Source organism: Phytoactinopolyspora mesophila, assembly GCF_010122465.1.
Taxonomy (GTDB): domain Bacteria; phylum Actinomycetota; class Actinomycetes; order Jiangellales; family Jiangellaceae; genus Phytoactinopolyspora; species Phytoactinopolyspora mesophila.
This window is the reverse complement of sequence record NZ_WLZY01000013.1, coordinates 106,955-126,974: the sequence shown is the minus strand read 5'-3', so window position 1 is coordinate 126,974 and position 20,020 is coordinate 106,955. Positions and strand designations below refer to the sequence as shown.

General features: G+C 67.1%; 19 protein-coding genes. 10 read left to right on the top strand and 9 right to left on the bottom strand.

Going from position 1 to position 20,020, the window contains the following annotated elements; genetic code table 11:
* Nucleotides 1-28: 28 nt before the first annotated feature.
* The 7 genes from paaZ to F7O44_RS26700 all read left to right on the top strand — a co-directional run bounded on the left by paaZ (nucleotide 29) and on the right by F7O44_RS26700 (nucleotide 6,642).
* The gene (paaZ, locus tag F7O44_RS26730; RefSeq protein WP_162453377.1) at nucleotides 29-2,065 is read left to right on the top strand and encodes a phenylacetic acid degradation bifunctional protein PaaZ; all 2,037 of its coding nucleotides are present in this window, start codon (nucleotides 29-31) and stop codon (nucleotides 2,063-2,065) included.
* Nucleotides 2,062-3,009, top strand: coding sequence for a 1,2-phenylacetyl-CoA epoxidase subunit PaaA (paaA, locus tag F7O44_RS26725; protein ID WP_162453376.1), 948 nt, complete (start codon nucleotides 2,062-2,064; stop codon nucleotides 3,007-3,009). The genes paaZ and paaA overlap by 4 nt, the downstream gene beginning before the upstream one ends.
* 69 nt (nucleotides 3,010-3,078) lie before the next feature.
* Nucleotides 3,079-3,381 carry a 1,2-phenylacetyl-CoA epoxidase subunit PaaB gene (paaB, locus tag F7O44_RS26720; protein WP_162453375.1) on the top strand — a complete coding sequence of 101 codons (303 nt, stop codon included), beginning with the start codon at nucleotides 3,079-3,081 and terminating at the stop codon, nucleotides 3,379-3,381.
* A gap of 8 nt (nucleotides 3,382-3,389) precedes the next feature.
* Nucleotides 3,390-4,319: a 1,2-phenylacetyl-CoA epoxidase subunit PaaC gene (gene paaC / locus F7O44_RS26715; RefSeq protein WP_162453374.1), complete on the top strand. Its 930-nt coding sequence runs from the start codon at nucleotides 3,390-3,392 to the stop codon at nucleotides 4,317-4,319.
* Nucleotides 4,320-4,324: 5 nt separating this feature from the next.
* Nucleotides 4,325-4,843: a 1,2-phenylacetyl-CoA epoxidase subunit PaaD gene (paaD, locus tag F7O44_RS26710; protein ID WP_162453373.1), complete on the top strand. Its 519-nt coding sequence runs from the start codon at nucleotides 4,325-4,327 to the stop codon at nucleotides 4,841-4,843.
* Nucleotides 4,844-5,926, top strand: coding sequence for a 1,2-phenylacetyl-CoA epoxidase subunit PaaE (gene paaE, locus F7O44_RS26705; RefSeq protein ID WP_162453372.1), 1,083 nt, complete (start codon nucleotides 4,844-4,846; stop codon nucleotides 5,924-5,926).
* A 176-nt stretch (nucleotides 5,927-6,102) separates the two neighbouring features.
* On the top strand, nucleotides 6,103-6,642 hold the full coding sequence (locus tag F7O44_RS26700) for a GNAT family N-acetyltransferase (protein ID WP_162453371.1): 540 nt from the start codon (nucleotides 6,103-6,105) through the stop codon (nucleotides 6,640-6,642).
* Nucleotides 6,643-6,749: 107 nt separating this feature from the next.
* On the opposite strand, the gene F7O44_RS31375 is transcribed toward F7O44_RS26700, so the two are convergent.
* A complete protein-coding gene (locus F7O44_RS31375; RefSeq protein ID WP_162453370.1) occupies nucleotides 6,750-7,289 on the bottom strand; it encodes a DinB family protein in 540 nt (179 codons plus the stop codon).
* Between the two features lie 224 nt (nucleotides 7,290-7,513).
* On the opposite strand from F7O44_RS31375, the gene F7O44_RS26690 reads away from it, so the two are divergent.
* Complete coding sequence (locus F7O44_RS26690; RefSeq protein WP_162453369.1) at nucleotides 7,514-11,833, top strand: cation-translocating P-type ATPase; 4,320 nt, start codon at nucleotides 7,514-7,516, stop codon at nucleotides 11,831-11,833.
* 81 nt (nucleotides 11,834-11,914) lie between these two features.
* Here F7O44_RS26690 and F7O44_RS26685 read toward each other — a convergent pair whose 3' ends face one another.
* From F7O44_RS26685 to F7O44_RS26670, 4 genes are read right to left on the bottom strand one after another with little or no spacing between them, the layout of a single operon-like run.
* Complete coding sequence (locus F7O44_RS26685) at nucleotides 11,915-12,556, bottom strand: septum formation family protein (RefSeq protein WP_162453368.1); 642 nt, start codon at nucleotides 12,554-12,556, stop codon at nucleotides 11,915-11,917.
* A gap of 56 nt (nucleotides 12,557-12,612) precedes the next feature.
* Complete coding sequence (locus F7O44_RS26680) at nucleotides 12,613-13,062, bottom strand: SRPBCC family protein (protein ID WP_222851737.1); 450 nt, start codon at nucleotides 13,060-13,062, stop codon at nucleotides 12,613-12,615.
* A complete protein-coding gene (locus F7O44_RS26675; protein WP_162453367.1) occupies nucleotides 13,059-13,373 on the bottom strand; it encodes an ArsR/SmtB family transcription factor in 315 nt (104 codons plus the stop codon). The genes F7O44_RS26680 and F7O44_RS26675 overlap by 4 nt, the downstream gene beginning before the upstream one ends.
* Complete coding sequence (locus F7O44_RS26670) at nucleotides 13,370-13,726, bottom strand: VOC family protein (RefSeq protein ID WP_162453366.1); 357 nt, start codon at nucleotides 13,724-13,726, stop codon at nucleotides 13,370-13,372. Before F7O44_RS26670 ends, F7O44_RS26675 begins: the two co-directional genes overlap by 4 nt.
* A gap of 207 nt (nucleotides 13,727-13,933) precedes the next feature.
* Here F7O44_RS26670 and F7O44_RS26665 point away from each other — a divergent pair, with 207 nt between their 5' ends.
* The gene (locus tag F7O44_RS26665; protein ID WP_162453413.1) at nucleotides 13,934-14,626 is read left to right on the top strand and encodes an N-acetyltransferase; all 693 of its coding nucleotides are present in this window, start codon (nucleotides 13,934-13,936) and stop codon (nucleotides 14,624-14,626) included.
* A gap of 197 nt (nucleotides 14,627-14,823) precedes the next feature.
* Nucleotides 14,824-15,438, top strand: a complete 615-nt coding sequence (locus F7O44_RS26660) for a hypothetical protein (protein ID WP_162453365.1) — start codon at nucleotides 14,824-14,826, stop codon at nucleotides 15,436-15,438.
* 166 nt (nucleotides 15,439-15,604) lie between these two features.
* Here the strand turns inward: F7O44_RS26660 and F7O44_RS26655 are convergent, their stop codons facing one another.
* The 4 genes from F7O44_RS26655 to F7O44_RS26640 all read right to left on the bottom strand — a co-directional run bounded on the left by F7O44_RS26655 (nucleotide 15,605) and on the right by F7O44_RS26640 (nucleotide 19,843).
* Nucleotides 15,605-16,276, bottom strand: coding sequence for a GTP pyrophosphokinase (locus F7O44_RS26655; protein ID WP_343073926.1), 672 nt, complete (start codon nucleotides 16,274-16,276; stop codon nucleotides 15,605-15,607).
* Nucleotides 16,277-16,522: 246 nt separating this feature from the next.
* Complete coding sequence (locus F7O44_RS26650) at nucleotides 16,523-17,188, bottom strand: ArsR/SmtB family transcription factor (protein WP_162453363.1); 666 nt, start codon at nucleotides 17,186-17,188, stop codon at nucleotides 16,523-16,525.
* Nucleotides 17,181-18,488, bottom strand: coding sequence for an MFS transporter (locus tag F7O44_RS26645; protein WP_222851734.1), 1,308 nt, complete (start codon nucleotides 18,486-18,488; stop codon nucleotides 17,181-17,183). The genes F7O44_RS26650 and F7O44_RS26645 overlap by 8 nt, the downstream gene beginning before the upstream one ends.
* Nucleotides 18,485-19,843 carry an MBL fold metallo-hydrolase gene (locus F7O44_RS26640; protein WP_222851733.1) on the bottom strand — a complete coding sequence of 453 codons (1,359 nt, stop codon included), beginning with the start codon at nucleotides 19,841-19,843 and terminating at the stop codon, nucleotides 18,485-18,487. Before F7O44_RS26640 ends, F7O44_RS26645 begins: the two co-directional genes overlap by 4 nt.
* Nucleotides 19,844-20,020 lie beyond the last annotated feature (177 nt).

Below are 20,020 nucleotides of genomic sequence, written 5' to 3'. Positions count from 1 at the left end.
ACGTACGACGACGAGGAGGTCGCCTTTGATGACCGCACTACGCAGCTATGTCAGCGGCAGGTGGCAGGCGCCCTCGGTTGAGGGAACGCCCCTGCACGACGCCGTCACCGGGCGCGAAGTGGCCCGGATCTCGTCGGCAGGCATCGATATGGCCGGTGCGCTCGACTACGGACGCCGGGTGGGCGGCCCGCCGCTGCGCGAGCTCACCTTCCATGAGCGCGCTTTGCTCCTCAAACAGCTTGCGATGCATCTTCAAGGCCACCGGGATGAGCTCTACGAGTTGTCGTATCGCACCGGCGCGACCAAGTTCGACGCCAGGTTCGACGTCGACGGCGGCATCGGCGTGCTGTTCACCTACGGCAGCAAGGGGCGGCGTGAGCTGCCCAACGACACCGTTTATGTCGACGGCCCCGTAGAGCAACTCGGCAAGGGCGGCACCTTCGTGGGCCAACACATCGCCACCTCGTTACGCGGTGTGGCGGTGCAGATCAATGCCTTCAACTTCCCGGTCTGGGGCCCGTTGGAAAAGCTCGCCCCCGCATTTCTCGCCGGTGTGCCCACTCTGGTCAAGCCCGCCAGCCAGACCGCCTATCTGACAGAGAAGCTGGTCGAGCTGATCATCGATTCCGGTCTGCTGCCGGAAGGCTCACTGCAGCTGGTCTGCGGTAGCGCCGGCGATCTGCTCGACCACGTGACCGAGCAGGACCTGGTCGCGTTCACGGGGTCGGCCTCCACCGCGCAACGGCTGCGCTCGCACCCGGCCATCGTCCGGCACGCCACCCGGTTCAATGCCGAGGCGGACTCGCTGAACTTCTCCGTGCTCGGCCCGGATGCCGCACCCGGTTCGGCGGAATTCGACCTGTTCGTCAAACAACTCGTGACCGAAATGACGGTGAAGGCCGGACAGAAGTGCACGGCTATTCGCCGGGCATTCGTACCGGCCGAGCGGATGGATGACGTCTCCGAGGCCGTGCACGAGCGGCTGGCCCGCGTCGTCGTCGGGAGCCCGGCCAACCCTGACGTCCGGATGGGCGCGTTGGCCAGCCTGGAACAGCGCGAGGAGGTCCGCAGGTCGCTGAAGGCCTTGATGGACGTGGGCCGGATCGTATTCGGTGATCCCGAGCGGGTGGACGTGGTCGACGCCGACGCCGAACGAGGCGCGTTCGTGTCGCCGGTGCTGCTTCGCGCCGACGACGCTGGTCGGGCGGAGCCACACCAGGTCGAGGCGTTCGGCCCGGTGTCGACGTTGATGCCCTACACATCGGCGGATGAGGTCGTCGAGCTCGCCGCCCGCGGCGCAGGCAGCCTGGTCGGATCCGTCGTCACCGGAGATACAGACTTCGCGCGGGACGTGGTCCTGGGAGTCGCCCCGTGGCATGGCCGGGTGCTCGTTCTCGATTCGGACAACGCCAAGGAATCCACCGGCCACGGCTCACCGTTGCCGATGCTGGTGCACGGTGGACCAGGCCGGGCCGGCGGCGGCGAGGAACTGGGTGGCATCCGCAGCGTCCTGCACCACATGCAGCGCACGGCCGTGCAGGCATCGCCCAAGGTGCTCGGTGCCGTCACCAACCGGTGGGTCAACGGTGCGCCGCACGCCGACATCGAGACGCACCCGTTCCGCAAGTCTCTGGCCGAGCTGCGCGTCGGCGACACCGTGGTTGGTGGCCCGCGGACGGTGACCCGGGAGGACATCGACCATTTCGCCGAGTTCACCGGCGACAAGTTCTACGCACACACCATCGAGGAAGCCGCGGCGGCGAACCCCTTCTTCGAAGGAATTGTCGCGCACGGATACCTGGTGCTGTCGCTCGCGGCCGGGCTCTTCGTGGACCCGGAGCCGGGCCCGGTGCTGGCCAACTACGGTCTGGAGAATCTCCGATTCCTCACACCGGTGAAACCCGGCGACGAGCTCACCGTGACGCTGACCGCCGCGCAGATCACGCCGCGCGTCGATGCCGACTACGGCGAGGTGCGGTGGAATGCCGACGTCGTCAATGCCGACGGCGAGCTGACCGCCCGCTACGACGTCCTCACCCTGGTGGCGAAGGAGTGGCCGCAATGACCCCCGCAGCCCAAGCGCTGTCCGAACCTGAACTCGAACGACACTTCGAGCAGGTCATCGAGCGCGATCAACGGATCGAGCCGCGCGACTGGATGCCGGACGCATACCGTAAGACACTCGTCCGCCAGGTGGCTCAACACGCGCATTCCGAGATCATCGGGATGCAGCCGGAGGCCAACTGGATCACCCGGGCACCATCGCTGCGGCGTAAAGCGATCCTGCTGGCCAAGGTGCAGGACGAAGCCGGCCACGGTCTCTACCTTTACTCCGCGACCGAGACTTTGGGTGCCGACCGCACCGAGCTGACCGAGAAGCTGATCGACAGCAAGCAGAAGTACTCCTCGATCTTCAATTACCCGACGCTGAACTTCGCCGACGTCGGGGTCATCGGGTGGCTGGTGGACGGTGCAGCCATCTGCAACCAGGTGCCGCTGTGCCGGAGTTCGTTCGGCCCGTACGCGCGCGGCATGGTGCGCATCTGCAAAGAAGAGTCCTTCCACCAGCGGCAGGGCTTCGAGCTGCTGATGACCATGATGCGCGGAACGGATGCGCAGCGGCGCATGGTGCAGGATGCGACCGACCGGTGGTGGTGGCCGTCGTTGATGATGTTCGGCCCGCCGGACCACGATTCCCCGAACACCGCTCAGTCGATGGCGTGGAAGATCAAGCGGCACACCAATGACGAGCTGCGCCAGCGCTTCGTGGACATGACGGTGCCCCAGGCTGAGGCGCTGGGCGTCACGCTGCCGGATCCGGAGATCAGCTGGAACGACGAGCGCGGCCACTACGATTTCGGCGAGATCGACTGGGACGAGTTCAAGCAGGTGATCTCCGGCAACGGCCCCTGCAACGCCGAACGGCTGGCGCACCGTCGTGCGGCGCACGAAGACGGTGCTTGGGTGCGCGAGGCCGCGGCGGCATACGCAGCCAAACAACACACGTGATCATGAGCGGATTCACGTCGCTATAGCGACACGAAACCGCTCATGATCACCGATGAAGGGAGAGGTGAGATGTCGGAGACCGGAGGTACACGCGCCGGCTGGCCGCTGTACGAGGTGTTCGTGCGCAGCAAGCGCGGGCTGAACCACGTGCACGTCGGCTCGCTGCGGTCGGCCGACGCCGAGATGGCTCTGCATCATGCCCGCGATCTGTACACCCGCCGCAACGAGGGTGTGAGCATCTGGGTGGTGAAGTCGTCCGATATCGCCGCGTCGAGCCCGGACGAGAAGGATCCGTTCTTCGCGCCGTCGGCGGACAAGGTCTACCGGCATCCGACGTTCTACGACATTCCCGAGCACGTCCCGCACATGTGAGGCCGGAGATGGGTTTCGACAACGCCTACGAGTCGATCACCGAAGGTGTCGACGACGCCAGGTGGGCATTCGGCACCGGGTTCGAGGACCCGCTGTCCGGTATCGACACGACGCTGCCCGACGGGGTCGATGCGGATGAGCTCGCTACCTACTGCCTGATGCTGGGCGACGACGCGCTGATCATGTCGCATCGGCTCCAGCAATGGTGCACCCGCCTGCCCGAGCTGGAAGAGGAGGTCGCGATCGCCAACATCGCCCTCGACCTGCTCGGCCAGGCCAGGCTGCTGCTGGCCCGCTCGGCCGCGGCGTCCGGTGCTGCCGGCGAGGACCACCTCGCGTTCTTCCGCGACGAGCACGAGTTCCGCAACGTCCGCCTGGCGGAGCTGGAGAACGGCGATTTCGGCGAGCTGATCGCCCGGTTGCTGGTGTTCGCCACCTGGCGGCTGGCCGTGTTCAGCCGGCTCACCGGCTCACCTGATCCGGTGCTGTCGGCGATCGCCGCGAAAGGTGTCAAGGAGCTGAGGTATCACCGCGACTACGTCGCTCAGTGGGCCGTCCGACTGGGCGACGGCACGCCGTACTCGCGGCAGCGGATAGCTGCCGGGCTGGAGACGGTCTGGCCGTACGTCGACGAGCTCTTCACCCACCCTGTTGATCATGGGCAAAAACACCCTTCGGAACCGGCTGGAGAAGTTATCGCCCATGATCAACACGGCGGGGGTGTCGGGGTTGGGATTGATCTGGCGTCGGTGCGTGAGGAGTTCGACGAGGTGCTGGCGCAGGTGTTCCGGGCTGCGACGCTTCAGATTCCCGACGTGTCGCCGTTGCCGGGCGTCGGCGGCCGGGCGGGACGCGACGGCGTCCACACCGAGGCCATGGGATACCTGCTCGCCGAGATGCAAAGCGTCGCCCGAGCCCACCCGGACGGAACCTGGTGATCACCATGGCAGGCAGCGCTACCGGCACCCGGCTCGCCGCTGCGCGGCGGGTGGCCGAAGTCGTCACCGATCCGGAGCTGCCCATGCTCACGCTCGCCGATCTCGGTGTGCTGCGTGATGTGTGTCTCGAGGGCGAGCGCGTCGTCGTGACGATCACACCCACCTACACCGGCTGCCCGGCCATGGACACGATGCGTGATGACCTCGTCTACGTCTTGCGCAAGGCCGGTTACCACGACGTCGAGGTGCGCACCGTCCTGCATCCGCCGTGGAGCACCGACTGGATCAGCGACGAGGGAAAACGAAAACTGGCCGAGCACGGGATCGCGCCTCCGGGCGCAGCTCCTCGAGAGCTCGCCGGGCCGGTGCCGTTGACGCTGGGTCCGACCGTGCGGCGAGTCCGCTGCCCGCGCTGCGACTCCGCCGACACGGAGGAGCTCTCCCGGTTCAGCGCCACGGCGTGCAAGGCGCTGCGCCGCTGCCGCGCGTGCCAGGAGCCGTTCGAACATGTCAAGGAGATCTGAATGGCCACCGCGATCAAGGCTCGACTGCGTGGTGAGTTCCACCCGCTCCGGGTGGCCTCGGTGGACCGGCTGTGCGACGACGCCGTCGCGGTGACCTTCGACGTTCCACCGGAGTTGGCGGAGTTGTATGCGTTCCGGGCCGGTCAGTCGTTGACGCTGCGGCGCCGGATCGACGGCCGGGACGAGCGGCGTTCGTACTCCATCTGCGCGGCGGAGGGGGACCGGCCGCGGATCGGTGTGCGGGAAATCCCGGACGGGTTGTTCTCCAGCTGGCTGGTGCGCGATCTCCGTCCTGGTGACGAGATCGAGGTGGGCACACCCACAGGCGGGTTCACCCCCGACGTCGATACGCCAGGTCACCACGTGCTTCTCGCGGCGGGCTCCGGCATCACCCCGGTGCTGTCGATCGTCGGCAGCGTGCTTCGGCACCCGGACGCCACCGTTACCCTCATCTATGGCAACCGGCGCACCAACACCGTCATGTTCGCCGACGAGCTCGCCGATCTGAAGGACCGCTACCCGGACCGCCTGGAGCTGATTCACGTGCTGTCGCGTGAACCTCGCGAGGCGGACCTGTTCACCGGGCGGCTAGCGCCGGAGAAGGTTCAAACCCTGCTGGACCTGCTCGTCGACGTTCCGCGGGTGGATCACTGGTGGCTGTGCGGGCCGTACGAGATGGTCACCGCCACCGAGGAACTACTCGCGCAGGTGGGGGTGGAGAAGGCACGCATCCACCACGAGCTGTTCTACGTGGACGACGTGCCGCCGCCTGCGCTGCGGCACGAAGAAGCCCCCTTGGAGGGTGAGACGAGCGAGGTGTCCATCATCCTCGACGGCCGTACCACCACAACGACGCTGGACCGCGACACCGCCGTCCTGGACGGTGCCCAACGGGTCCGTCCAGATCTGCCCTTCGCTTGCAAGGGCGGAGTCTGCGGCACGTGTCGCGCCAAGGTGACCGAGGGCGAGGTGGTGATGCGGCGCAACTTCGCACTGGAGGATGCCGAGGTCGAGGACGGATTCGTGCTCACTTGCCAGTCGTTGGTGCGCTCGGAGAAGGTCGTCGTCGACTACGACGCGTAGACCCGCCCCGGTCACCAAGCCCCTCAACCAAATGATCATGTTTGGTGGGTTTTCTCGTCCGTCACCATGACTGCAGGCATGGTGACGCACGAGAAGTCCTGGCAGGGCGCGAGCCATAAGGATGGCTCGGGGACGCAACTCGTGCGCCTTGTGCGCATGTGTGGGAGGCTCAACCAGTGTCCGACCTCACCCTTGCGCACACGGCTGACCTGGCGCCGGCTGACCTGACGACGATCCGCCGGTTGCTCGACGACGCCTTCGACGGCGAGTTCGCCGACGAAGACTGGGACCACGCACTCGGCGGCGTCCACGTGGTGGTCCGGGAGGACGGCGTGATCGTCGCACATGCCTGCGTCGTTCAACGGCGCCTGATCCACCGGGGACTGGCCATCCGCACCGGGTACGTGGAAGCCCTGGCCGTCAATAAGGCCCACCGGCGACGTGGTCATGCCGAGGCCGCCATGACCGCTTCCGAGCGCGTCATCCGAGCTGCATATGACCTCGGCGCGTTGTCCGACGGCACCGGAATCCAGGACTTCTACCAGCGACGAGGCTGGCTCACCTGGAGCGGGCCGACCTGGGTCCTCGCGCCGACCGGCATGGAGCGGACGGCCGACGACGACGGCGGCGTCCTGGTCCTGCCGACCCCTACAAGTCCAGAACTCGACCTCGATGATGCGATCACGTGTGACTGGCGGACGGGCGACGTCTGGTGAGCGGCGTGCCGGCTTCCGGATAACCGGTTCCGGTTCGGCGTCGACCAGCCGGGTAGTAGCTCACGAATTCTGCACGCGGCACGGGTGCCCGAGCATCGACGTATCCGCTACTCGCCCGTAAGGCCGTCAACCGACTCGCGGATGAGATCGGCGTGACCGTTGTGCCTGGCGTACTCCTCGATCATGTGGCAGATGATCCAGCGCAGGCTCGGTGTCTCACCGTTGGACCAGGAGCGCTTGGCCAGCTGATCAAGGCCACCGTTGGCCAGCGCTTCGGTGACGAAGGAGCGGGAACGATCCACCGCGTTGTGCCAGAGCTCATGTAGCTGCTCAGGAGTGTCGGCAACCGCGGAGTTCCAATCCCAGTCCGGGTCGGCTTTCCAATCGACGGTGTCCCATGGCGGGTGGCCCTCGTGACCATGAAGGAACCGGGCGAACCAATGGTCCTCGACGAAGGCCATGTGTTTGAGCATCCCGCCGAGGGTCATCGACGACACTGCGACGCGGGCTTGCAGTCCGGCCGCATCGAGCCCGGAGCACTTCCACGCCAAAGTCTCGCGTTGATAGTCGAGGAAACCGAGGAGCGTGGTGGTTTCGTCAGCTGCGATAGGAGGCTCGGTCCGGCCCTGTTCGTCTACGTGAGTCACGAGTGGCGAGAATACCGGGATCGTGGCGAGAACCAGCGGGTCGGAGGACGCCTGGTCGCCAATCGAAACGAGGTCTCTGCGCTGCCGGATCAGCTGGCCGAGGACGTCGAAGCGGTGGCGAGGTGCTCCCTGTGCGCGGATACCTCTGCTGGTCGCGAACCTGAAGAGGCGTAAGGACGAGCGCACGGGGTACCGGAACCGGCATGCTTGGTGCTGCTTGCTCAATGCTCAGCGCTCCGGTACGGGGCGCAGCCAGTGTCGTGCGGACCGGTGCGCACATCGTCTCGCCGGGTGAGCGAGACACAGCCGAGCCACGCGGCGAGCCTGCTGGCGTGGGGCGAGCCGCGGCCGGCGTCGCCAAGCTCGGCGCCGGCGCTGCGATGGCCGGCGTATCTGCGGCGGCGTTCACCGCGGGCCTGGTGAAGGGGACGGTCAGCCAGCTGCCGCAAGCGGCCGTTGGAGTGCTGCCCACCGATGCCGCGCGAGAGTCGGTGGGCGCGGCCCGCGCGTTGCTTGACGCGCACCCCCGGCGGCAGCGGCGGCGGGTCTGGACCGGGCACGGCCGCGCCCACATCGAGGTCCGCGGACTCGACGGCAACGGTCAGCGCAAGCTGACCAAGCAGGTACCTTCGGCGCTACGCAGACTCCATGGGGTGCGCTGGGCGCGGGTCAACGCGGTGACCGGGCAGGTACTGGTCGCTTTCGACGAGCGCCGGCTGAGCGTGGACACGTTGCTCGACACAGTACGCGCCGTCGAGAAAGACCACGGCTCCCGCGAGGACGACTTCTCCTGGCAGCGTCCGACCCATCCGGGCGACTCCGCTTCGATCGCGGCCGTGGCAGCCGAACTGGCGGCTGATTGCGTGGCGACGTCGATGGCGACGGTCCAAACGGTGTTCCGGTTCTCGCCGATGCCTCGTAGCCTCCGGACGGTCACAGCGATGCTGGACATCGAACGAGGGCTGCGCAGCGGGTTGAAACGGCGCATCGGGCCGGTCGAAACCGATCTCGTACTGACGCTGGCCAATGCCGCGGTGCACGGACTTTCCCGGGGGATCGCATCGCCGGCGGTCGACGCGTTGTATCGCACAACTCTGCTGGCTGAGGTGTGGGAACGGCGTCAGGCGTGGAACCGGATGGAACCGGAGCTGTCTGGACGAGCATCTACCGTGCCGGACAGCGGTCCACGACCGCAGCCGCGGCCGGAGCCCCGGCCGGACGGGCCGATCGAGGAGTGGAGCCGGCGGCTCGGACCACTGACCTCGGGGGCCGTGGCAGCGGTTCTGGCCCTGACCCGGAATCCCGGCCGAGCATCAGATGCGTTTCAGGCGGCGGTGCCCAGGGCAGCCCGCTACGGTCGCGAGGGGTTCGCGGCGGCCGTCGGCCGCGACCTGGCCAGACGCGGCGTGGTGCCACTGAACGCGGCGGCATTCCGGCGGCTGGACCGGGTCTCCGTGATCGTGCTCGATGCGCGGGTCTTGGTCACGTCCGATGGAGAACTCGACCCGAAGACCGACGCGGTGCTCGAGGCAGCCCGTGAATCCGGCGCGACGATCCACCTGACCGCCCAGCCCGAGGCGGACGAACTCGTGCCCTGGGCGGACGAGACGGTTGACCAGGCTCTCACGTTGTCTGACCACGTGCGCCGGCTGCAGGCCGAGGGCCAGGGTGTTCTGGTTGTGTCCGCCTCTGACGAGGACGCGATGTCTGCCGCGGATGTCGCCGTCGCCGTCCTCGACGTGGACACCACGTCCTACTGGTCCGCCGACCTCGTGTGCGCCAACGGTCTGGAAGACGTGTGGCGGATCCTGTGCGCCTTGAAACGCGCGCGCCCCGTCAGCCGCAGCGCGGTGCGCCTGGCCCAGGCCGGTTCCGCGCTGGGTGTCCTGAGTGTGCTCACCGCGGATCGCCGAAGCCGGATCGTGAGTGAACTGCCTCCGGTCCAGGTGGCCGCGCTGCTCGCGCTGCTACATGGCACGGTCGCGGGGGTTCGGGCGACGCGTGGCAGCCCGCCGCCGCCGATATCCAGGGTGCCCTGGCATGAGCTGGATGCCCGCGACGCCTACGCCCGGCTGATGCGGACCCGTGCCGGACAACCGCCCCATCCGCCGCCGGTGGGCACTGGCCTGCCCGGCGTCGCCTTCGTGAGCAGGCAGGCACAGGAGGTTGCCGGGCTGGCCAAGGCGGTGTATGAGGAACTGCGCGATCCGCTGACCCCGGTGCTTGCGGTCGGCGCTGCCGCGTCGGTGATCGTGGGCTCGGCGTTGGACGGTGTTCTCGTCGGGGCGGTGCTGACTGGGAACGTGTTGATCAGTGGTGGGCAGCGGCTCCGGGTGGAGCGTGCGTTGCGGCACTTGCTGGCCGAGCAGGAGATCAGCGCGCGGAGACTGCGCTTGCAAGACCTCGAGCGGCTCACTGAGGCCCAGGTCGAGAGCGTGGTGGCGGGCGCACTGGTGCCGGGCGACGTGATCGAACTGCGGGCCTCTGACGTCGTGCCGGCCGACGCCCGTCTGCTCGATGCCGAGGACCTCGAAGTCGACGAATCGACGTTGACCGGTGAGTCGTTGCCGGTGGCCAAGGACACCCTGGCCACGCCGGGGGCTGCGGTAGCCGAACGCAGCGGCATGGTGTTCGAGGGAACCAGCGTGCTGGCGGGCTCCGGGTACGCCGTCGTCGTCGCCACCGGGCGCTCGACCGAGGCCGGCCGCGCCACTGCTGTTGCCGGGCGTGCTCCGCGCCCAGCCGGTCTGCAGGCCCGGCTTCAGGAGGTGACGCGGCTCGCCTTGCCCGTCACCGCGATCGGCGGCGCCGCGGTAACCGGTGTTGGATTACTTCGCGGTCTGCCGTTGCGGCAGGCGATTGCCGCGGGGGTTTCGCTCGCTGTGGCGGCGGTGCCGGAAGGGTTACCCCTGGTCGCGACGGTGGCTCAAGCCGGTGGTGCGCGCAGGCTGTCGCAACAGGGCACCCTGGTCCGGACGTCGAGAGCGCTCGAGGCGCTCGGCCGGGTTGACGTGGTGTGCTTCGACAAGACGGGGACGTTGACGGAGGGGCGGCTCCGCCTCACCCGGCTGGCTTCTGGTGCTGAAGACCTGACGCCGGGTGAACCGGAGTCCGACGTTCTGCTCGCGGCCGCGGGGCGGGCCTGCCCCGCGGTGGGTTCCGACGAGGTCAGCCGGTTGCCGCACGCCACGGACCGTGCTGTGCTGGAAGCGGCGGTGGCCGCGGACGAGGTGCATCGAGCCGGCTGGGAACTGATCACGGAATTGCCGTTCGAGACTCGCCGTGGGTACTTCGCCGCGCTCGGGCGGACCGAGGATGGGCCGCAACTGGTGGTGAAGGGCGCCCCCGAGGTGATTTTGCCCCTATGCGACGCGGCGGAGGGGGCCAAGGACACGGTGGAGCGGCTTGCGGCCGATGGTCTGCGCGTGCTGGCTGTCGCTGAGCGTCGCGATGATGTGCCGGAGCAGACCGACGAACTCGAGTCCCTGGTCAGCGGCCTGCAACTTCTCGGCTTCGTCGGCATCGCCGATGCTCCTCGCGCCGAGGCGGCGGAGGCGGTCAACGAACTGACCGGCGCCGGAACACGAGTCGTCATGGTGACCGGAGATCATCCGGAGACTGCCCGGGCGGTGGCAGCCGCTACCGGCATCGCCAACGGCGCGGTTCTGACCGGAGCCGAGATGGATCGGATGAGCGAGCGGGAGCGGACCCGTCGAGTGGCGCGGTGCACGGTGTTCGCGCGGGTGTCGCCGGAGCACAAGGTACAGATCGTCGACGCGCTGCAGCGTGAGCGCCGCGTCGTCGCCATGATCGGCGACGGGGTGAACGACGCGGCGGCGATCCGGCTCGCCGACGTCGGCATCGGTGTGCGTGCGCAGCGGTCGACGTCGGCTCAGTCGTCGGCTGACCTGGTGCTCACGAACGCCGATATCCGGCAGGTACATCGTGCGGTGCTCGAAGGGCGGGCGCTGTGGCGCCGGGCGCGTGACGCGGTGTCGATCCTCGTGGGCGGAAACGCCGGGGAGGTCACCTTCATGCTGCTGGGAACGGCGTTGGCGGGTCGGGCGCCGATCAACACTCGTCAGATGCTGCTGGTCAACATGCTCACGGACATGTTCCCCGCGTTGGCTGTCGCGCTGGCCGGCAACCATGATGACGAGGACCACAACGGCCCGGTCGGCCCGATGCTGGGGGCGCCGTTGGCGAAGGCGGTTGCGGTGCGTGGCGGGGCGACTGCGCTCGGCGCGACGCTGGCCTGGACCGCCGGGCGATTCACCGGCCGCCGGCAACGTGCGGGCACCATGGGCCTGGCCGCGCTGATCATGACCCAGTTGGGGCAGACGATGCTGGCCGGTCGGCACAGCCGGCTGGTGATCGGCACGTGTGCCGGCTCCGCCGTTGCGCTCGTCGTCGCTGTGCAAACGCCTGGGCTGAGCCAGTTCCTCGGTTGCACGCCGCTTGGGCCAGTCGCGTGGGGCTCCGTGTTCGCCGCGGCGGGCGCCGGTACCGCCGCGGCTGCCGTCGCCCCACGTTTGGTCACCTGATCACATCTCAGCATCCGGAGGGTGCCGAGGGTCAGCTGGGCAGCCAGGGGCCGCCGTCTCCGCAACGTGGCGTCGCGTCTATCACCTGATGCCGCGGTCGGCGAAGGAGCCGACGACCTCGTCCATGTAGGTCTCGACGCCAGGCCCGGAATGCGCGCTGCACACCACCAGTTCGGGCTGCCCCAGGTAGGTGGGCATCGGGTCGACGACGATCGTGGGGGTGTCCTGCTCTTCATACGAGAACCCGAAGTACTCTGCGAAGGCGCCTTCACACAGTTCCCTCTTGGCGGCCGTTTCTTCCTGCAGTTCTTCGAACGTGAGGGGGCCCTCGGACTTGTCGTGATCGAAGTCGTCGAACACACCTACCACCTCGTAGACGTGTGGTTGGTCGCAAGGAATCGGATCTTGCTCGACGCTCTCTTTGAGGCCCCAACACTGTCCTGTCCGCAAAGGGTCGGCTGCGCCCCCGAAATCGCTGAACAATTCGTCGAGGTCGGCTTCGTCTAGTCCGGCGAACAACTCGTCAAAGTCGAGGTCCTCGAGCTCTGCGAGGACCTCCTCCATGTCGATGTCGAGATCGAGGTCACCGAGGTCGATGTCTTCAATGAAGACTTCGTCGGCGACGCCTTGATCGTCGGCGCCCTCGCTGGAGTCATCGCCGCCACACGCGACGAGCGCACCGGCCAGCAGCGCGGCGCCTGCCGTGCGGAAGATCGAACCCATGGCCGTGACCGTACCACCGGTGCCGAGGCCCAGCGCACGGACGTGGCGCCCGGGGGTCAGCCGGCGTTCTCGATCGCCGCCGCGACGCGCCGGCCGATCCCCTTCCAGCCGCTACCCATGATCCGGTGGGACAGTGCCTGCAACGGATCACCCGGGTCGAAGCCGTCGTGGGTCAGGAACAAACGGGTGCCACGTCCCTCCGGTTCCAGGGTGAACGTCACGACGGAATCGAGGGAGCTGCGGTCTTCCGGCGCGGCTCTCCAGGCGATCCGGAGCATGTGTCCGACCTCGAAGGCGAGGACCTCTGAGTGACAGATACCCCCGAAGCCCACGTCCGGCATGGGGCGGGAGCGGAACGTGAACCTGTGGCCCACTTCGAGCTTGAAGTCGTTCGGCATCAGCCAGCGTGCGATCAGCTCGGGCTCGGTCAGTGCGCGCCATACCTTGTGGGGCGCATGCGGAAGGAATTCGTCGAGGTGGATCGTGCCATGGGCAACGTCGTTCACATGTCCTCCAATACCTCGCCCAAGGCCTTCATCCGCTCACGCCAGAACTGTTCGTAGGGGTGTAGCCAGTGCTGGAGTTTCATCAGGGGTTCGGCCTCCAACTGGTAATGGCGTTCCCGGCCCACCTTCTGCTCGGTGACCAGTTCAGCGTCCCGGAGCACCTTGAGATGTTCGGACACACTGGGGCGACGCATGTCGAAATGGGATGCTAGATCGTTCACCGTGCGCGGGCCCGTGAGAAGCAGGTTCAGCAGTTCCCGTCGGGTGGGGCTGGCCAGGGCACCGAAGACGTCGTCGCGCAACGTGGTCATGCCGCGCTCAGCAGGAAGCCGTTGCCGTCCGGGTCGGTGAAGCTTGCCTGCCGTCCCCACGGCTGGTCTTCCGGGCCGTCGACGCTGACGCCCGCCGCCCGTAGTTGTTCGCAGTCGCGGTCGATGTCGTTTGTAGTGAGCAGGATGCCTTGCTGGCTGCCCGGAATCATGTCCGGGTGTGCGCCGAGCACAATGCTGGTGGCAGCGCCGTGCGGCGCGACCTCCAGCCACCGCATCGGTCCCATCGAGTTGTCGACGACGACGTGAAAGCCGAGGGACTCGGTGTAGAAGGCCTTGGCGCGATCTTGGTCGGAAACGGGGACGTTCAACGTCCGTACATGTGTGATAGCCATGGCTGACACGTTAGGTAGGCAATGTCCTACCTGTCAAGCGTAGGCAATCGCCTACCTGTCGGCGGGTATCTGCTGCGAGATCAGTTGCCAGTGATGAAGGAGTGCCGAGAAAAGACGTGTGTGGTATAGAGCAAGCCCTGGCATGCTGACATCGTGCCCAACCTCACGATCACCGCCGTCGCCGAACGCCCTGAACTGGCCGGCCGGATGTACGAGATCCGAGATTCGTGGCCAGAATTCATGGGCCATGACAAACTCGCCAATGCTCTGCTCAACCAGGTCTCGTTGGTCTTCCCGGAGTATTGTGTTGTCGCGACGACGGACGACAACACACTGGTCGCGCGGGGCCGTAGCATTCCATTCGATGCAGAACGGGCCGGACGGGAGCTGTTTCCCGACGGCGGCTGGGACACAGTACTGCAGTGGGGATTCGCCGACCAGCGCAAAGGGCACCGGCCGACGGTTGCCTGTGCGCTCGATATCGTTGTTGACACGGCCTACCTGGGGCAAGGCCTCTCGCACCAGATGCTCGGCGCCTTGCGGGTCGCTGTCGCGGCTCAAGGCCACGAGGCACTCATCGCACCGGTGCGCCCGAATGCGAAACACCTCCAACCGGGTGTGCCGGTCAAGCAATACCTGGCCGACATCCGTCCGGACGGGCTTCCGGCAGATCCATGGCTGCGGGTCCACGTTCGTGCCGGCGGAACCGTCATCAAGCCGGCGCCGGCATCGATGGTGATCGCCGGGTCACTCGCGCAGTGGAGGGAATGGACCGGTCTGCCCTTCGATCACGAGGGTGACATTGACGTACCGGGAGCTCTTGTTCCCGTGCACTGTGATCTCGTACACGGCTACGCGGTGTATGTAGAACCGAATGTCTGGGTGCGACACGACCTCTGACGGACCGGGGTAAGCCCTGCGCGATGCGCTTGTCCAGAAGTCGCTTGAAAAACGCGGCAGCCCCAATCTCCCGCGCGCGTCCCCGCATCGCCCTGAGGTTGCGGCCTACTCGACGACATCCCGGTCAGCGTGGATCCGGCGTGAACTGGGGTTCTCGCCCGGACTCCGTTCGTCTAGGTCCCGCTAGAATCGAGATGGTGAAGACTCGCCTGGCCGTTCTGCTCGGCGGACTTCTTGTGGCGTCTTGTTCGGATGGCTCAATGTCCGACGACGCTCTGCGGGACGCGCCACCGCCGACCGTGCCGGATGTGCGAACCGCGACGCCGGGTGCGGACGAGAACGCCATCATCACGTGCGGTCACACCATCGGCGGCGGCGACCCCGAACCAGACCGTTACCTCACGATTGACGACGCCGTGGCGATGCCGTCTCCAGAACGCCCCGCCCTGCAGGCGGTCTCGGTCGAGGAGTCCGGTGTTCCCGGCTCAGCCAGCGAACTCCCAAGTGGGGGATGGTTCTTCGCGAAAGCAGGTCTGGTCGTCCGCGGTGGGCGCCACGTGGAGCTGCTGGTTCCACCGGAGTATGCGGACGATCTCCGTATCGGCTGGGGCGGACATCCTTCCTCGCCCGGTATATCGGTGCTGGCTGACTGTCCGGGTCATGACTATTGGCTGGCCTTCGCCGGAGGCTACTGGGTGAGCGAGCCTGGATGTTACACGCTCCACATTCGAGTTGACGGCGAGCCCGAAGAAGAAGCAGGAATCGGTATCGGAGCTCCATGTCCCGGCCAGGAGCCGCCGGTCGATACGTAGGCCGCGAATGGGTGCCCAGGTTCAAGGCCGAACGGATCTGCAGGACATTGCGCTGCGTCCTGCACACCGAGCGTCGGGGCGCACTCCCTGCAGGACGCAACGTAACGTCCTGCGGACCCGCCTGCGGAGTGTGTGTAGGCTTGCGCCCACAGGGGCGGGCCGGGCGTCAATCGGAGCGGAGGTGGTTGCGTTGCCGGATCAGCTGGGCGACCACGCGTTCGGACAACTCGAGGCTGCCTGCCGTCGGTTCCGTCGTCAGCCTGTCGTCGCCGTGGATCTCCCGGTGTAGTTGCTCCATGTCGTTGTCCAGTTTGGCCGCCGTCCTGGCAGCCTCGCGCAGGCTGCTCAGGAGCTCGGCCGGTACGTGTTTGTCGTACTTGTAGTAGATCTTGTGTTCAAGGCTGGCCCAGAAGTCCATGGCGATGGTGCGGAATTGGACCTCGACCCGCGCGGTAGTGGGTCCGGCGGACAGAAAGACCGGGATCTCGACGATGGCGTGCAGGCTTCGGTACCCGTTGGGCTTCGGATGTTCGATGTAATCCTTGACCGTGACCACGTGGATGTCATGCTGGCCGGTGAGCAGGTCGAACACCCGATAGGCGTCCGACACGAACGAACACGTGACGCGGACGCCCGCGATGTCGGTGATCTCTTCCCGGATTCGGTCGAACGTCGGCTCGCACTTCTTGCGCTCGACCTTGTCCAGCACACTCTCGGGCGTCTTCAGCCGAGCGGACACGTGCTCGATGGGGTTGTACGCGTGGACGAGGCGGAACTCTTCCTGGAGGATCCGCACTTTTGTGGTGATCTCGTCCATGCCGAACTTGTACGACAGCATGAACCGGGAGAACTCGTCCCGGAGCTGGCGGAACTCGGTCAAGAATTCGGCGGCCTCGCCGACCAGCGACGGGACCTCGGCAGAGTCGTCGGTCAGCCGCGCGGTGTCGTCCACCTTCCCGATGGTATGCGTGGCCTGATGCGCTGTGGGCGGGGAAAGCGATGATGTAACACACATCTACTGGCCACGACGCTAGGTCCAGCCTCAGCCGGAGCACTTGCCGGGTCGACGCTGGGTTTTGCAGGCTCAAGCGGCGCCGGTCTCCACGGGGATTCCGGCCACCCGCCATTCCACGACGCCATCGGCAGCTCGCCGTGCGGGTAGCCCGCGGGCGTTCAGCAGCCGGACGGCATCGTGGGCCAGGACGCAGTACTGACCACGGCAGTAGGCAACGATCTCCTTGTTCCGTGGCAGCTCCTCGAGCCGCTCGGCCAGCTCGTCGAGTGGGATGTGAATCGCGCCCGGAAGGTGCCCGCCGAGATACTCGGGTTCGGGGCGTACGTCCAGGACGACGGTGTCACCGCGGCCGACGCGGCGAAGGAGTTCGTCGGTATCGACGGCGGTGGTGTCCTCAGGGCCGAGATAGGCGCGCCGGGCGAGCTCGGTGTGCGGCCGGTGCAGCTGTGCTACCCGGCGTAGGTGGTTCCAGAGGCCAACCACATCGTCACCGGCGAGGGAGTAGAAGACCCGTTTACCCTCGCGGCGGGTATCGACCAGGCCCGCCTCACGGAGTGTCTGCAGGTGCGCCGAGCAGGTGCTCACTCCGAGGTCGGCCGCCGAAGCAAGGTCGTCCACGCTACGCGGGCTTTGGGCCAGCAGGTCGAGCAGTTCGAGCCGCTTGGGGTTGCCCAGTACTTTCCCGACGGCGGCGAACTCGGCGAACAGCGCATCCTTGACGGCACGTTCACCCATCGCTTGCTCCCTCCGGTGCGCTGCTGGTTGTGGGACGGTGGTGCGTCTCATACATCTTGATGGCGACCACCAGAGCGGAGATCACGCTGATGGCAGAGGCTACCCAAACCGCCGTGCGCAGCTCCCACAGGTCCGCGACGACCCCGCCCATCAGCGCGCCGACGGCGTAGCCGAGGTCACGCCAGACCCGATAGATCCCGACGGCGCGGCCGCGCCAGGCCGGGTGTGCCACGTCGCCGATGGTTGCCAGTAGCGTCGGGTAAACCATCGCGGTTCCGGCTCCGAGCAGTGTGGCGCCGAGCGCCCAGAGCGCGAATGTATCGGCGAGGGCAATGACGGCGAGTGCGGTTGCTTGGGTGAGCATGCCCGCGGTGATGAGGTGCTTGCGGCCCCACCTGTCCGACAGTGCACCGGTGAACAGCTGCCCGAAGCCCCATACGGCTGGGTAGAGCGAGAAGAGCACTGCGATCCGGTCCACCGACAGACCTGCGCTCGCGAACAACAGGGGAAACAGCCCCCAGGACAGGCCGAAGTTGAGATTGTTGACCAAGCCGGCCTGACTGGCCGACGACAGCGCCGGTTCGCGGAAGCTGGTCTGGGTGAACACGTGGCGGCTGTTGAGCTCGCTGTGCAGGTGATCGTGACGCCCGTCGGCGCGGGGGAGGTGGCCGGCTGCCTCGGCTCTGGCGTGGTCTCTGGTCTCCCGCACGGCCAAGGTGGACAGGCCGAGCGCCAAAGCCGTGTAAGAGACGCCGAGCAGGAACGGGGCGGGGCGAAGACCGTACTGGGCGGCGAGGTAGCCGGCGGCCAAGGACGTGACGGCGACCGCTCCGTAACCGGCGGCTTCGTTGAGACCCATCGCCAGACCGCGTTGCCTCGGCCCGACAAGGTCGATTTTCATGATCACTGTGGTGGACCAGGTCAGTCCCTGGTTGATGCCGAGCAGCACATTCGCCGCCACGACCCAGCCCCAGCTCGGGGCCCATATCAGCATCAGCGGCACTGGTAGGGCGAACAGCCACCCGATGATGAGAACGGGTTTGCGGCCGTATCGATCCGACCAGGTACCGGCGACGTAGTTGGCGGCCGCCTTGGTGACGCCGAAGGCGACCACGTAGGTGAATATGAAGGTGTACCCGGACAGGCCGAATTCGCGCTCGGCGAGCAGCGGCAGTACCGTCTGTTGCTGCCCGACCATGCCGCCGACCAGCGCGTTCAGCGCGACGAGTAGTGTGAACTGGGCAGCGTTCGCCCGCAGCCCCAAGACCACGGGGCGGCCATGGCCTTTGGGCCGGCTCACGTCCCCTTCTCCAGGCTATTGCCGGTCGCGGCTGCCCAATCCTGCGGTCCACCTCTGAACACGGCAACGTCGGTGCGACCGGCGCGCGCGAGGAGGCTGGCCGCGCCCATCGCCCGCTCGAAGTGGCCACACATCACGACGATGGGTTGTGCCGGCAGGCCTGTGACGCGGGAGCTGACGGCGCCGAGCTCGATATGGCGGGCGCCAGGCACGTGTCCGGAGAGGAATTCGCTGTCCTGGCGGACGTCGAGCACCTGGGTGTCGCCGAGCGCGGCTGGGGAGACGAGCGGGATCGAGGCCGTCGGCCGGCCGGCTGACGCCCACGCGGCCATGCCACCGTCGAGCTCGCCGGTGATCTGGTCGTAGCCGATGTTACGGGTCTGCCACAGGATCTCCGCGGGGTCCTGGTCTGCGTTTCGCACGATCACGACCGGCTGGTCGATGTCGATCAGCCAGCCGAGCCAGGTCGCGAAGACCGGCCGCAGCGGTATAGACACCGAATCCGGCACGTGCCCGGCCGCGAAGTCGGGCACTGGTCGCACGTCGACCACGACGACACCGGCGGCTTGCAGCCGCGCGAACTCAGCGACCGTGACCGGCGGGAGCGCGTCGCCCCTGACCAGGGCAGGGCCGCGGCGGTTGATCTCGCCCAACCGCATGAAATACGGCGGGAAGGAGCCCAGCGAGTCCAACAGCTGCTTGACGAACGCGTCCTCGTTCTCGGACCGGAGTAGCGTGTTCGTGGCTCGTTCGGTCCCGATCGTGGACATGCGCTCGGTCCCGGGCGGCGCGGAGCAGAACGAGCCTGCCCCGTGGGTGGGCCATACCGCGACGTCGTCGTCGAGCATGGCCAGTCGCTGCAGCGAGCGGTATTGAGCGCGGGCCAGCTCCTCGGTCCGCTCGGGTGAGACCAGGTCGGTGCGGGCAGCGGACCCAACAAGCAACGAGCCGCCGGTGAAGACACCGAGGACCCGCCGACCGTCGAGCACCTCGAACGCGATGTGCTCGTGGGTGTGCCCAGGGGTCGCGAGCGCGCGAAGCGTGAGTCCACCCAGATCAATCTCGTCGCCGTCGGCCAACTCCCGGTGCGGGAACTCGCGATTGCCCGCTGCGGCCGCGAGCACTGTGGCGCCGTCGCTGGCCGCGAGCTGGAGCGCGCCGGTCAGGAAGTCCGCGTGCAGATGGGTGTCCGCAGCGTATGCCACGGTCAGCCCCCGGCGCTCGGCAGCCACGCGCAATGCCCGCAGGTCGAGACTTGCATCCACCGCGAGCGCACGACCGTCGGCCAGGTCCACCAGGTATGCCGAGTTCCCGAGACCTTCATTCACCAACGGGATCACCTTGAAAGCGCCCACGGATCCACCTCCGCTGTCAACGACCGAGAACCAACGGCTTCATAGTAACGTCATTCCATGGAATATTGGAATGATCTCGAGTCGACTGGCCCGACTCCGTGGTCGACAGCGAAGGCAGGACGCGCGCCAGCTCGACATGTCCGGCCGCTCGGCCAGCAACGTGCGGGCAGCCTGGCG